Origin of the sequence: Hymenobacter properus (assembly GCF_015694735.1) — a bacterium.
Classification (GTDB): Bacteria; Bacteroidota; Bacteroidia; order Cytophagales; family Hymenobacteraceae; genus Hymenobacter; species Hymenobacter properus.
The window spans coordinates 671,324-683,997 of sequence record NZ_JADQDP010000002.1; the positions used below are offsets into that span (position 1 = coordinate 671,324).

Consider the following 12,674-nt stretch of genomic DNA (forward strand, 5'->3'; position numbering starts at 1 on the left):
CCCACCTTTTCCATGCAAAAAATCTTTCTGTTCCTGCTTCTGCTAGCCGGCTGGCTGGCGCCCGCCCTGGCCTCGGCTCAGCTCTACGACGTGCGCGCCGGCGAAGTGAACTATAACAAGAAGCCCCGCCCCGCCCTCAAGGTGCAGGTCGATGGCAAGGCCACCGACGTGCGCGAGTTCCTGCAAGACTGGATGAAGTCGAGCTACAACGTGAAGTTCAAAACCGGCGGCGTGCTGGGCATGGGCAAAAGCGACATTCTCATGGCCAAGCAAACACCCGCCAGCACCGTGTCGGGCAAGCTCGTCGACCTCTACGCCACCATCGTGGCCCCGTCCGATTCGGTGGCCGAAGTCATGATTTTTGGCGGCTTCGACGACAACACCTTCTTCGACCCCAGCAGCACCAAAACCGAGTACGAGGCCCTGCGCGCCATGACGCAGAACTTCGCTGGCGCCGCCCGCCTCAAGGCCTACCGCGATATGATTGCCGAAGCCGAGAAGAAGCTCAAGGCCACCGAAAAGGAGAAAGAACGCCTCGAAAGAGAGCAAGCCGCCCTCAAAAGCAACACCGAAGCCAACCTGGCCCGCATCGAGGAGCTGAAGAAAAAGAACATCGAAAACCTGGTGCAGTCGCGCGCCGACTCGGCCGCGCAGGTGAAGAACAAGCTGCTGCTCGACGACAGCCGCCTGCGCCTGCAGCGCCGCCGCGACCGCCTCTCGGCCCTCGACCGCAAAAACTAGCCCCGTTCCCGGTCGTATTCAGGACATGGACAACCCCAATTCCTCGCCCCTCGACACCCTGCGCCAGCTCAAGGAAATGCTCGACTCGGGTGCCCTCACGCCCACCGAGTTCGAAGCCCTGAAGCAGCGCCTGGTTTTCCACGACGGCGCTACCCCAGCCGCGCCCGCGGCCTCTGCTTCATCCGACGCTGCGCCTGAGGCCCCCGTGGTGCTGCCGGCCAACCCGGCCGTGGAAACGCCCTCGCCGATGTTCGAAGACGTGACGCAGGCCGAGCCCCCCCTGGCACCGCTGCCACCAAGCTTCACCGCTTCTGCCGCCGAAGCTGCCGCCGCAGAGGAGGAGCCCGCTTTCATCCCGCCGGCCGTGCGCCGGGCCCTCGAAGCCGATACCACTGCCGCACCAGCTGCATCATTGCCCCCGCCGGCTGCGCCCTCGCCCGGGCTGGCCGCTGCCGATGCGGGCTACGTGGCCGATGAATTCCCGGCGGGCAGTGCCCCGGCGACCCGCAGCCCGTTGGCGCTCATTCTGTCCATTGGCGGCTTGCTGGCTTTGTTGGGGCTGGTGCTCTACCTCTCGCTCAACCGCCAGCCGTCGGAGCATATCTCCAGCACCAGCCAAACGGCTGCCGATACCCTGGCCGCTCCCATCGAAACCGGCCCGCAGGCCGAGCAGGTGGCCCCGGTGACGGCGGCGCCCGAAACCATCCGGGTGGCACCTACCAACCCCGCGCCGCCCGTGCCTTCGCCTGCCGACATGGCACGCAAAGCGGCAGCGGTGCGCGACTCCGCAGCTGCGGCAGCGCCGGTTGCTGCCGATTCGGCCGCTAGCCAATAAGCCAGCATTTTCTCAACGCCGGCCCCCGCCGGCCGTATGTAAAGCCTCAACCTCACCGGTTGGGGCTTTTTCCTTTCCACCACATTCCTTCTTTCATGTTTGCCTCTCGCATTTTTACCCTAAGCACCGGGGCCGCCCTGGCTGCAGCCAGCTTCCTAAGCGCCTGTTCGTCGCCTTCCGGCAAGGCCGACACGGCAACCCAAACCCCCGCTTCTGACTCTACGGCTACTAGCGCCGCCACATACGAAGCGCCGGCCAATTCGCCTCTGCAGGTGGTGGCCGAGTTCAACGACCCGCAGATGGTGGGCGTGGCCGTGGCACCAGGTGGGCAGGTATTCGCCTGTTTTCCACGCTGGGACTGGAACCCCTCGTACCCCATTGCCAAAGTGGGCCCGAATAACACCCTCACGCCCTACCCCAACGCCAGCTGGTGCACCTGGAACGACTCGGTGAAATCGGAACCGCTCAAGCACTGGATTTGCCCGCAAAGCGTGTTTGCCGATAAGTCCGGCATGGTCTGGATACTGGACCCCGCCGCGCCGGGCCTAAAATTCACCGTAGCCGGCGGCCCCAAGCTGGTGAAAACCGACCCCAAAACCGGCCAGGTGCTGCTCACCATTCCCTTCTCCGAAATGGTGGCCCCGCGCAAGTCCTACCTCAACGACGTGCGCATCGACCTGCAAAACAACTACGCCTACATGACCGAATCGGGCCTGGGCGCGTTGGTTGTGACGGATTTGAAAACCCTGAAATCACGCCGCCTGCTGGCCAACCACCCATCCACGAAAGCCGTGAAAGGCCTTGTCATCAAAGCCGAAGGCCACCCCATGATTGACCTGGAAGGCAAGCCTGCTAAGTTCAATGCCGACGGCATTGCCCTGAGCACCGACAACGCCTACCTCTACTACTGCCCCCTCACCGGCCACACCCTCTACCGCATTAAAACCGCCGCCCTGCGCGACGCCAGCCTCAGCGAAGCCCAACTGGGCCAGCAGGTCGAAACCGTGGGCGAAATCCCCGGCACCGACGGCCTCGAAATCGACGCGGCCAACAACGTCTACCTCACTTCTTTCGAACAGAGCGCACTGCTCCGCCGCACGCCCGCCGGCAAAATCGAAACCCTCGTGAAAGACCCGCGCCTGCAGTGGCCCGACACCTACAGCCTCACCGCCGACGGCACGCTGTACGTCACCAATTCCGCCATTCACAAAACGCCCAACTGGAACAAGGGCGTGGGCCAGCCCCGCCCGCCCTTCCGCATCTTCAAAATGGCGTTGCCCAAATAGCCGTCGTTGCGCCACCACGAGGCAAACAAAAAGCCGCGCCCTACTGGGCGCGGCTTTTTGTTGTGGTTTATAATTCGATAATAAACTATAAATAGCAGGCGCCTATAGCTGGGCCACCTTTTGAATCTTAACGCCCTTGGTGAAGATATCGAGCTTCTCGCTCGGATGCGCCAGAATGTCCATGCAGTGGCGGTGGCGGCGGTTCATGGTGTCGTGCACCGTGTATACGCCATCGAGCTCCGGCGAGATGCCACGCACCCGCACCTTGTCGCCGTAGTCAAACTGCCCGCCCCAGGGCTTGAGCAAGTCCCTGGAAAGCGCCATCCAGCGCTTTTTGGTCCCGTAGTGGCGTTTGATGTGGGAGTTGTCGGCCGTGACAAAGGGCTCGCTGTCTGTCTGGCTGGGCACCGCTTCGTACACTGTGGCGGTCACGGTGTAGGTCAGGCTGCGGGCCATCTTCTTTTTGGTTTTGGCCGCTCCCATCAGGGCGGTGTGGCGCACCCCTCGCGACGCGATAAAGGCGCGCATTCCGGAAGTTTCAGTTAGTGGGGCAGCGCTGAAAGCAGCACTAAAAAGAGGGGCTGCAAGCGTCGAAATTGCTAAAAACGCTTCTATTAATAGCCGTGCATTATACATCTATTACGGGTTCGTCCGGCCGCCATTCCAGCCCGGCGGTATGGGCAAAACCTTGGCTGTTAAGCAAAGGCGGAAAAGTAAAACGGTAAACAGACCCTATAAGTTTGCTAAAAATAAATTATCCAATTGCTAAATGCCTTAGAGAAGGCTGAGGCGGAACATATAGTAAAAAGTTTATAGAAAAGACCGGGGTTCCGCAGCCGTTTGGGCGTCGCTTCGGCCGGATTTCATTTCATGGCTTCCGGACGCTGAGTAAGAATATGCGTAAGCGTAAATCAGCACATCCGGCGAAATGTGATAAATTGACCAGCCAAGCCCTTCAATACATGAGTGTCGCTAGGGCTTATTGTGTTGAATTACTGGTTAATTCGTGTATGCGAATGCAGGTTTTTAGCTGGGTATGAAGCTGATTACATTTGCGTAGCATTACCAAAGCTCCTTCATCCATGGACGCATACTCGTATATCGCCAACGCCGACGCGGCGGCCATCGAAACCCTATACCAAGCTTACCGCCAGAACCCGGAATCGGTTGATTTTGGCTGGCGCAAGTTTTTCGAAGGGTTTGACTTCTCGCAGCAATTCCCCGAGGGCGCGCCCGTAGTGCCCGGGGCCAACGGCAACGGTGCAGCCAACGGCGCCGCCGCTGGCGCGACCAAAGCTGCCCCCGCGCCTGGCCCCCGGCCCCAGCCCGACGACTACGGCGTGCTGAACACCGCTGCCTCTACCAACAACGCCCCCGGCCTGGCCAGCGGTGAGCCGGCTTCCGATAAGGAAACGGCCGTGCGCAACCTCATCCACGCCTTCCGCAGCCGCGGCCACCTGCGCGCCAAAACCAACCCGGTGCGCGAGCGCAAAGACCGCAAGCCCCGCCTCGACCTCGCCGACTTTGGCCTGGGCGAAGCCGATTTGGACACGGTGTTCAAGAACGGCGAGGTGCTGGGCCTCGGCAGCCAGGCCAAGCTGCGCGACATCGTGGCGGCGCTGGAGAAAATTTATACCGGCGCCATTGGCTTTGAGTACATGTACATCCGCGACCCGCAGGTGCTGGACTGGTTCCGCGAGAAGGTGGAGCGCGACTCGCTGGCCTTCAACCCCGGCGTGGAGTACAAGAAGCGCATCCTGAAGAAGCTGAACGAGGCCGTGGTATTTGAGAACTTCTTGCACACCAAGTTCTTGGGGCAGAAACGCTTCTCGCTCGAAGGCGGCGAAACGACCATTCCCGCGCTGGACGCCATCATCGGCAAGGGCGCGGAGCTGGGTGTGAAGGAAGTAATGATTGGCATGGCCCACCGCGGCCGTCTCAACGTGCTGGCTAACATCATGGGCAAGACCTATGAGCAGATTTTCAGCGAGTTTGAAGGTACGGCTGTGCCCGACCTCACCATGGGCGACGGCGACGTGAAGTACCACATGGGCTACAGCTCGGAAGTGGAAGCCAGCGGCGGCCAGAAAGTGAACCTGAAGCTGGCCCCCAACCCCTCGCACCTGGAGGCGGTGAACCCGGTGGTGGAAGGCTTCGTGCGCGCCAAAATCGAACACCAGTACGGCGGCGACTACCACCAGATTCTGCCCATCCTCATCCACGGCGATGCGGCTTTGGCCGGCCAGGGCATTGGCTACGAGGTGACGCAGATGTCGCAACTCGAAGGCTACAAAACCGGCGGTACCATCCACTTTGTGATTAACAACCAGGTGGGTTTCACCACCGACTTTGAGGACGCCCGCTCGTCGATTTACTCGACCGACCTCGCTAAAATCATCGACGCGCCGGTAGTGCACGTGAACGGCGACAACCCCGAAGCCGTGGTGTTTGCCGTGCAGCTGGCCACCGAATACCGCCAGCAGTTCCACGCCGATATCTTCATTGATATGGTGTGCTACCGCCGCCACGGCCACAACGAGTCGGACGAGCCCAAGTTCACGCAGCCCACGCTCTACAACCTCATCTCGAAGCACCAGAACCCGCGCGAGGTGTACAACGCCATGCTGGTGCAGCGCGGCGACGTGGATGCCGAACTGGCCAACCAGATGGACAAGGAGTTCCGCGACACCCTGCAGGCCCGCCTCGACATGGTGAAGCAGAACCCGCTGCCCTACAAATACCAGCCCCTGGAAAACGAGTGGCGCAGCCTGCGCCGCAGCACCCAGGAAGACTTTGAAAAGTCGCCCGAAACCGGCATTTCGGAGGAAACGGTGCAGAAAGTGGCCAAGGCCCTGACCACAATTCCCGAGAGCTTCAAGCCGATTAAGCAGATTGATAACCTGCTGAAGGAGCGCCGCAAAATGTTCTACGAAACCCGCGTGCTGAACTGGGCCGCCGGCGAGCTGCTGGCCTACGGTTCGCTCATGAGCGAAAACCACACGGTGCGCGTAAGCGGCCAGGACGTGCAGCGCGGCACCTTCTCGCACCGCCACGCGGTGCTGCACGACGCCGAAACCTCGGCCCCCTACAACTCGCTCAACTTCATGGAGGGCGAGCACGAGCAGCTGAGCATCTACAACTCGCTGCTGAGCGAGTACGCGGTGCTGGGCTTCGAATTTGGCTATGCCATGGCCAACCCCACGGCGCTGGTGATTTGGGAAGCCCAGTTCGGCGATTTCGCCAACGGCGCCCAGACCATGATTGACCAGTTCATTGTGTCGTCGGAAAGCAAGTGGCAGCGCATGAACGGCGTGGTGATGCAGTTGCCCCACGGCTACGAAGGCCAGGGCCCCGAGCACTCCAACGCCCGCCCCGAGCGTTTCCTGCAGCTGGCCGCCGAGAATAACATCATCGTGGCCAACATCACTACGCCGGCCAACTTCTTCCACGCGCTGCGCCGCCAGCTCACCTGGAGCTTCCGCAAGCCGCTGGTGGTGATGTCGCCGAAATCGATGCTGCGCCACCCGCTGGCCGTGTCGCCCATTGAAGAGTTCACCGGCGGGGCTTTCCGCGAGGTGCTGGGCGACGACTTCGCCGAAGCCAAGAAGGTGAAGCGCGTGCTGCTGTGCTCGGGCAAGGTGTACTACGACCTGCTGGAAGAGCAGCGCGCTTCCAACCGCACTGACGTGGCCATCATCCGCCTAGAGCAGCTGCACCCCTTCCCCAAAAAGCAGCTCGACGCCGAACTGGCCAAGTACGGCAAGGCCAAGATTTACTGGGTGCAGGAAGAGCCCGAGAACATGGGCTACTGGAACTACCTGCTGCGCTTCATGCGCCGCGAGCTGGAAGACGTGGTGGCCCGCAAGCCCTCGGCTTCGCCCGCCACGGGCTACAACAAAATCCACGTGAAGGAGCAGAAGGAGCTGGTGGCCCGCGCCTTCGACAAGCCCAAGGAAGCCGTGGCCGACGGCAACATCAAGGCCGTGGCCGAAGCGGCCAAAAAGGACACGCCCGACTAATTCACCTGCCCGACCTTTCTTCTTAACTGACTAATCCCAAACGCCTGCTCATGGCTCTCGAAATCAAAATTCCCGCCGTTGGCGAATCCATCACCGAAGTCACCATTGCGAAGTGGCTCAAAAAAGACGGCGATGCCGTGAAGCGCGACGAGGTTATCGCCGAGCTCGAATCGGACAAAGCCACGTTTGAGCTGCCCGCCGAGGCCGACGGTACGCTGAAAATCCGCGTAGCCGAGGGCGAAACCATCGGCATCGGCACCGTGATTGCCGACCTTGACGGCGCCGCCGGTGGCGCTGCCCCAGCCGCCGCGCCTGCTGCAGCCGCCGACCCCATCAACAAAGGCGAAGAAAACCCCGCTGCCAGCGACCAGTCGGGCTACGGCGGTGCTCCCGCCGGGAAAGAAAGCAACGACCCCGCTACCCCGGGCGCCCCGGCTGCTGCCCCCGCTGCGGGCGGTGGCTCGGTTGAAATGAAAATTCCTGCCGTAGGCGAGTCCATCTCGGAAGTGACAGTGGCCAAGTGGCTGAAAGAAGACGGCGCCCAGGTGAGCCGCGACGAGGTGATTGCCGAGCTCGAATCGGACAAAGCCACGTTTGAACTGCCCGCCGAGGCCGCTGGCACCCTGCGCCATGCCGTGAAAGAAGGCGAAACCATCAGCATCGGCGCTGTGATTGCCCGCATCGAAGGCGGTGACAAGGCTGGCAATGGCGCGCCGGCACCTGCAGCTGCTGCCCCCGCCGCTGCTCCGGTAGCGGCTATGGCTACGGCCCCCACCGCTGGCGGTGCCGCTACCTATGCTACCGGCGTGCCCTCGCCGGCAGCTGGCAAGATTCTGGGTGAAAAAGGCATTGCTGCTGCCGATGTTGCCGGCACCGGCCGCGACGGCCGCATCACTAAGGAAGATGCCCAGAACGCGCAAGCCAAGCCGGCTGCGCCGGCTCCCGCCTCTGCCCCGGCCGCTGCTGCTCAGGCTCCGGCTGCAGCGCCGGTCGCCGGTGGCAGCCGCGAGGTGCGCCGCGAGCGCATGAGCAACCTGCGCAAGACGGTGGCCCGCCGCCTGGTGACGGTGAAGAACGAGACGGCCATGCTCACCACCTTCAACGAGGTGAACATGCAGCCCATCATGGACCTGCGCAACAAGTTCAAAGACAAGTTCAAGGAGAAAAACGGCGTGGGCCTCGGCTTCATGTCTTTCTTCACCAAGGCCGTGTGCATCGCCCTGAAAGAGTGGCCCGCGGTGAACGCCCAGATTGACAACGGCGAAATCGTGTACTCCGACTTTGCCGACATCAGCATTGCCGTATCGGCTCCCAAAGGCCTCGTGGTGCCCGTCATCCGCAACGCCGAGCAGCTGAGCTTCGAGGGCATCGAGAAAGAAGTGGTGCGCCTGGCCGGCCTGGCCCGCGACAACAAGCTCACCATTGAGCAGATGAGCGGTGGCACGTTCACCATCACCAACGGTGGTGTGTTCGGCTCCATGCTCAGCACGCCCATCATCAACGCGCCGCAGTCGGCCATTCTGGGCATGCACAACATCATTCAGCGCCCCGTGGCCGAGAACGGCCAGGTGGTGATTCGCCCCATGATGTACCTCGCCCTGAGCTACGACCACCGTATCATCGACGGCCGCGAGTCGGTGTCGTTCCTGGTACGCGTGAAGGAGTTGCTCGAAGACCCCACTCGTATGCTATTTGGTATCTAATTCCTGATTTAGGATTTTTAAAAGGCCAGTTCCCAAATCGGGAACTGGCCTTTTTTATTTTTGGACGTTGGAAACGATGTTTTGCGCGATAAACAGGCGCAAAAGCTCGTTAAATATTTTTTTCGAAATTGAATTATTGCGAGAGGTGCTATCTTTGGGATGCCTAAGCCTACCATCTTACTCGCTCATGGGAAAATTCATTACGCCGAACTGCCAGCAATGCCCGCACCGCAAAGGTCCCCTGATGGGGTGCTGCCAACTGGAGGAGTTGGAGTTCATTGCCGGCAGCAAAGTCTCGCAGAGCTACCAAAAAGGCCAGCGGATATTCCAGGAGGGCGCGCCTTCGCTGGGCTTGCATTGCGTGAGCCAGGGCAAAATCAAGGTGACCAAGACGGGGGGCGACGGCAAAGAACAGATTGTACGCCTGGCAAAAGACGGCGACATGCTGGGCTTTCAGTCGCTGCTCACCGAGACGAAGTACTCCACCTCGGCGGTGGCGCTGGAAGACTGTGTGGTGTGCTTTATCCCGCGCGCCGATTTCTTTCGGGTGTGGCAATCCAACGTGCAGTTTTCGACCTCGCTGATGCAGATGATGGCCAAAGCCCTGGGGGCGGCCGAAGTGCAGATGCTGCACCTGGCCTACAAGCCCGTGCGCGAGCGGCTGGCCGAAGCGCTGCTGCTGCTCTACCACACCTTCCGCAAAGAGGAAGATGCCGAAGCTTTCAGCATCAGCTTCTCGCGCGAAGACTTGGCCTCGCTGGTGGGCACGGCCAAGGAAACGGCCACGCGCTTGCTGTCAGATTTCAAGGAAGCCGGCATCATTGCCACCCGCGGCAGCTTGGTGTCCATCCTGCAGCCCAACCGCCTGAGCGAAATCGCCTCGCTCTACGATTAGCAGCGGCGCAGCATCGGGCTGCTACAGGCGCGGGCTGCGCTGAAAACGTCAACTAGGCTTCTCATCATTCACTGCCTAACCGAGCAGCGAGTAGGGGAACTGCGTGGCCGTTTACAGTCAAAGCGTGCGAAATAAAATATTAGATTAATTATAAATTAGCAAAGCGCGCATTTACGTTAATAGAGGGGCCTTGGTTTCCGATTTGATGTAAATCATTCTCAAAAGTGACCTAAGTCATTTTTATTGGGGTAGTACAATGCAGAGCTTTGTAATGTGAAACAGGCACTGCAACATGTGTTGAAAGTGCAATTAATGTGGTCGATATATTTATTTATTCTTCAGCTTATTTTAAATGAATATTATGGCGGCCGCCAACGGGACGCGTCCTCAGCGCCCCGGAAGTGTGCGGTTGGTATTGAACCACGAAGCACTTATAGCTTCGAAAATCCCGTTAGTTAAAATTGAAAAAGTAATAAAAGAAGTTTTCGACCAACTGCCCGCCCTAACAACTGTTGCGGTGGTGGAGGTGGCCACCGGAAACTGCCTGGCACACCTAAGCCGGCGGCGGGGTTTCGACCCCGCGGCTGCGGCCGCCCACCACGCCGAAACGGTGCGCCAACAACAGCAGGCCTTGGCCGCTGGCCCTATTCGTGGCGAACGCCTCGAAGACATCCTAATCCCGCTACGAAAACAACTATCCCTGATTCGCTTGGCTAAAAGCGGCCAGTGGTTTGTGCTCCTGACCGTGAAAACACAGGATACCAACCTGGCGCTGGCCCGTGAAATATTGAAATCCATCATTGCTTAAAACAGCATCCAACAACTCTCTCATTCTTTTAACCTCCCCCTTTATCATGGCTTACTCCGCAAACTCCCCCGCTGGCAAAGTAGTACAAGACGTGTTGAACGACCTGCCGGGCCTCGTGGCCGTGGCCGTGGTCGACATTACCTCGGGCATGGCCCTGGCCTCGCATTCCAACTCGCCGGCCATCAACCCCGAAACCGCTGCCGCCTACAACACCGAAGTGGTGAAGCAGAAGCAGAAAGCCATGTCGGCTCTGAAGCTGACGGGCGAAAACATTGAGGACATCCTCATTACGCTCACCAACCAGTTTCACCTCATCAAGCTGGCCGGCAACAAATTCATTTACCTGGTAGTGAACTCGCGCGAAACCAACCTGGCCATTGCCCGCGAAGTGCTGCGCAGCTCGTCGGCCAACCTGAACTAGTGCTGGCCGCGGCGGCCCGCGCCGCCGCAACCCACGCATTGCGGCCGGGCCCGGCTACCCACGGGCCCAGCCGCCGCGCCAGCCGGGACCGCCCGCCTCGTGCCCTATGAAAATTCCTTTTCTGAAACAACTGCAGCGCCTGGCGGGCCCGGTGGCCCATGAAGTGGAACTGGCTGCCACCGGACCTGCCAGCGCCCGCATTGAAAGTGCCATGCGGCACCTGCTGGCCGAGCTGCCCGATTTGCTGATGGCGGCCGTGGCGGAAGTGGCTTCCGGTAAGCCCCTGGCCACCTACACCGTCGACCGCGACCTGCGGCCAGGCACGGTGGCCGGGTACAACGCCGAAGCGGTGCGGCAGGTGCAGGCCGGGCTGCGGGCCTTGGGCACACCGGCCGAGCAAGTGGCGGAAATGGTGTTTACGCTGCCCTCGCAACTGCATTTACTGCGGCTGGTGCCCCCGGGGCAATGGTTTATCTACCTCGCCGTCGACTCGCGCGACACCAACCTGGCCATTGCCCGCGAGGTGATGCGCAGCAGCCTGGCACTGTTGGAGCCCACGGGGCAGGGGCAGTAAACAGCTGGAATTTGGCCCGTGGCTGGCCGGTAAGCCACACCGTTTCTTTTCTCACCCTTTTTTTCTGTTCATCAAATGAAGCTTACCGCTACTCCATTTGACCCGCAAACCGGCGAGCTGCTGCCCGTGTACCGCGACGCCTACCTGCGCGGCGACCTGGCCCGCTCCTCGGCCCGCGCCGTGGAAAACTACCTGCGCAAAGACGCCACGCAGGCCCATTCTACCGTGACGCGCTGGCACGAAATGGCTACCCAGGAAGCCGAAGCCGCTGCTCCCACCACCTGGGTGCAAAAGCAACTGCTGTTCATTCGCGAGCAGCCGCAGCGTTTCCGCCGCCGCGCGTTCTCGATGGTGGGCGTGGCTGCGCTGGTGGCTGGCGCCTCGATGGCCGGCACCCGCCTGCCTTCGCACAACACGCCCGCCGTGCCGGTGTCGTTGCCCGAAATGACGGCTTTGGCTGAGGCCAGCACCGCCGCTGCCGAAGCCACTGCCAATGCCAACCGCCTCGTGACGGTGAGCGGCCGCATTGTGGACGAAGCCGGCCAGCCGCTGGTGGGCGCCACCGTGCTGCGCAAGGGCACCGCCCAGGGCGTGAGCACCGACGCCAACGGCAACTATGCCCTGCGCATGACGGCCGGCACCGCCGCTACCGCCACGCTGCAATACGGCTACGCCGGCTACCACGACCAGGAACTGAAAGCCACCGACGTGGCGGCCCAGGGCGTGACGTTGCAGCCCCGTGCCGCCAAGCGCAAGCACTGGTTATTTTTCTAATGAGCATTAAGTGGCAGGTAGTAGGGTGAAAGAGGCAAGACCAAGGCTGAACACATCTTACTACTTGCGGCTTTGTTCTGACTATTAATTATTCAGTTGCCGGTTCCAGGCGGCCTTATTGTAGTGAAAGCGAAGACCTACCGCAGGCGGTTTGCGAATGAGCCCCAAGAATCTTTTTCCCCCAATACCCCTTCCCCAATAGCCGATATGGCCTACTCTACAAACAGTCCTGCCGGCAAGGCAGTGGAAGCAATTATCACCGATTTGCCGAGCCTGGTGGCCGTGGCGGTGGTCGACGTGAATTCGGGCATGGCCCTGGCCTCGCACTCCAACTCGCCCACCGTAAACCCCGAAACCGCTGCGGCTTACAACACCGAAGTGGTGAAGCAAAAGCAGAAAGCCATGTCGGCCCTGAAGCTGACGGGCGAGCGGATTGAGGACATCCTCATCACGCTCACCAACCAGCTGCACCTCATCAAGCTGAATGAAGCCGGCAACAAATTCATTTACCTGGCCGTGAACGCGCGCGAAACCAACCTGGCCATTGCCCGCGAGGTGCTGCGCACCCACGCTAGCGATATTAACTAAGCACTACTAGTGCTGGCATTTGCCCACGAA

At 60.7% G+C, this 12,674-nt stretch carries 12 protein-coding genes; 11 read left to right on the forward strand and 1 reads right to left on the reverse strand.

The annotated features are described in order from the left end of the window. Positions 1–12: 12 nt before the first annotated feature. The 3 genes from I2I01_RS09025 (at position 13) to I2I01_RS09035 (ending at position 2,862) form a co-directional block, all read left to right on the forward strand. Complete coding sequence (locus I2I01_RS09025) at positions 13–741, forward strand: hypothetical protein (RefSeq protein ID WP_196286114.1); 729 nt, start codon at positions 13–15, stop codon at positions 739–741. 25 nt (positions 742–766) lie between these two features. Continuing rightward, positions 767–1,576 (forward strand): SHOCT domain-containing protein, encoded by an 810-nt coding sequence (locus tag I2I01_RS09030; protein ID WP_196286115.1) that lies wholly within the window; start codon positions 767–769, stop codon positions 1,574–1,576. Between the two features lie 95 nt (positions 1,577–1,671). After that, positions 1,672–2,862, forward strand: a complete 1,191-nt coding sequence (locus I2I01_RS09035; protein ID WP_196286116.1) for an SMP-30/gluconolactonase/LRE family protein — start codon at positions 1,672–1,674, stop codon at positions 2,860–2,862. Between the two features lie 102 nt (positions 2,863–2,964). On the opposite strand, the gene I2I01_RS09040 is transcribed toward I2I01_RS09035, so the two are convergent. Continuing rightward, positions 2,965–3,390, reverse strand: coding sequence for an RlpA-like double-psi beta-barrel domain-containing protein (locus I2I01_RS09040; protein WP_196286117.1), 426 nt, complete (start codon positions 3,388–3,390; stop codon positions 2,965–2,967). A gap of 554 nt (positions 3,391–3,944) precedes the next feature. Here I2I01_RS09040 and I2I01_RS09045 point away from each other — a divergent pair. The 8 genes from I2I01_RS09045 to I2I01_RS09080 all read left to right on the forward strand — a co-directional run bounded on the left by I2I01_RS09045 (position 3,945) and on the right by I2I01_RS09080 (position 12,644). Then, complete coding sequence (locus I2I01_RS09045; protein ID WP_196286118.1) at positions 3,945–6,881, forward strand: 2-oxoglutarate dehydrogenase E1 component; 2,937 nt, start codon at positions 3,945–3,947, stop codon at positions 6,879–6,881. 50 nt (positions 6,882–6,931) lie between these two features. Then, the gene (odhB, locus tag I2I01_RS09050) at positions 6,932–8,584 is read left to right on the forward strand and encodes a 2-oxoglutarate dehydrogenase complex dihydrolipoyllysine-residue succinyltransferase (protein WP_196286119.1); all 1,653 of its coding nucleotides are present in this window, start codon (positions 6,932–6,934) and stop codon (positions 8,582–8,584) included. A gap of 187 nt (positions 8,585–8,771) precedes the next feature. Continuing rightward, positions 8,772–9,479 carry a Crp/Fnr family transcriptional regulator gene (locus I2I01_RS09055; RefSeq protein ID WP_196286120.1) on the forward strand — a complete coding sequence of 236 codons (708 nt, stop codon included), beginning with the start codon at positions 8,772–8,774 and terminating at the stop codon, positions 9,477–9,479. Between the two features lie 352 nt (positions 9,480–9,831). Continuing rightward, positions 9,832–10,287, forward strand: a complete 456-nt coding sequence (locus I2I01_RS09060) for a hypothetical protein (RefSeq protein WP_196286121.1) — start codon at positions 9,832–9,834, stop codon at positions 10,285–10,287. A gap of 46 nt (positions 10,288–10,333) precedes the next feature. Beyond that, positions 10,334–10,708, forward strand: a complete 375-nt coding sequence (locus I2I01_RS09065; protein ID WP_196286122.1) for a roadblock/LC7 domain-containing protein — start codon at positions 10,334–10,336, stop codon at positions 10,706–10,708. Positions 10,709–10,814: 106 nt separating this feature from the next. Further along, the gene (locus I2I01_RS09070) at positions 10,815–11,282 is read left to right on the forward strand and encodes a hypothetical protein (protein ID WP_196286123.1); all 468 of its coding nucleotides are present in this window, start codon (positions 10,815–10,817) and stop codon (positions 11,280–11,282) included. Positions 11,283–11,357: 75 nt separating this feature from the next. Then, complete coding sequence (locus I2I01_RS09075) at positions 11,358–12,056, forward strand: carboxypeptidase-like regulatory domain-containing protein (RefSeq protein ID WP_196286124.1); 699 nt, start codon at positions 11,358–11,360, stop codon at positions 12,054–12,056. 207 nt (positions 12,057–12,263) lie between these two features. Continuing rightward, a complete protein-coding gene (locus I2I01_RS09080; RefSeq protein ID WP_196286125.1) occupies positions 12,264–12,644 on the forward strand; it encodes a hypothetical protein in 381 nt (126 codons plus the stop codon). Positions 12,645–12,674: the final 30 nt, after the last annotated feature.

Coding starts and splice junctions, on each gene's coding strand:
- I2I01_RS09025 (WP_196286114.1), top strand. CDS start 13: ATGCAAAAAATCTTTCTGTTCCTGCTTCTGCTAGCCGGCTGGCTGGCG.
- I2I01_RS09030 (WP_196286115.1), top strand. CDS start 767: ATGGACAACCCCAATTCCTCGCCCCTCGACACCCTGCGCCAGCTCAAG.
- I2I01_RS09035 (WP_196286116.1), top strand. CDS start 1,672: ATGTTTGCCTCTCGCATTTTTACCCTAAGCACCGGGGCCGCCCTGGCT.
- I2I01_RS09040 (WP_196286117.1), bottom strand. CDS start 3,390: ATGCGCGCCTTTATCGCGTCGCGAGGGGTGCGCCACACCGCCCTGATG.
- I2I01_RS09045 (WP_196286118.1), top strand. CDS start 3,945: ATGGACGCATACTCGTATATCGCCAACGCCGACGCGGCGGCCATCGAA.
- odhB (WP_196286119.1), top strand. CDS start 6,932: ATGGCTCTCGAAATCAAAATTCCCGCCGTTGGCGAATCCATCACCGAA.
- I2I01_RS09055 (WP_196286120.1), top strand. CDS start 8,772: ATGGGAAAATTCATTACGCCGAACTGCCAGCAATGCCCGCACCGCAAA.
- I2I01_RS09060 (WP_196286121.1), top strand. CDS start 9,832: ATGAATATTATGGCGGCCGCCAACGGGACGCGTCCTCAGCGCCCCGGA.
- I2I01_RS09065 (WP_196286122.1), top strand. CDS start 10,334: ATGGCTTACTCCGCAAACTCCCCCGCTGGCAAAGTAGTACAAGACGTG.
- I2I01_RS09070 (WP_196286123.1), top strand. CDS start 10,815: ATGAAAATTCCTTTTCTGAAACAACTGCAGCGCCTGGCGGGCCCGGTG.
- I2I01_RS09075 (WP_196286124.1), top strand. CDS start 11,358: ATGAAGCTTACCGCTACTCCATTTGACCCGCAAACCGGCGAGCTGCTG.
- I2I01_RS09080 (WP_196286125.1), top strand. CDS start 12,264: ATGGCCTACTCTACAAACAGTCCTGCCGGCAAGGCAGTGGAAGCAATT.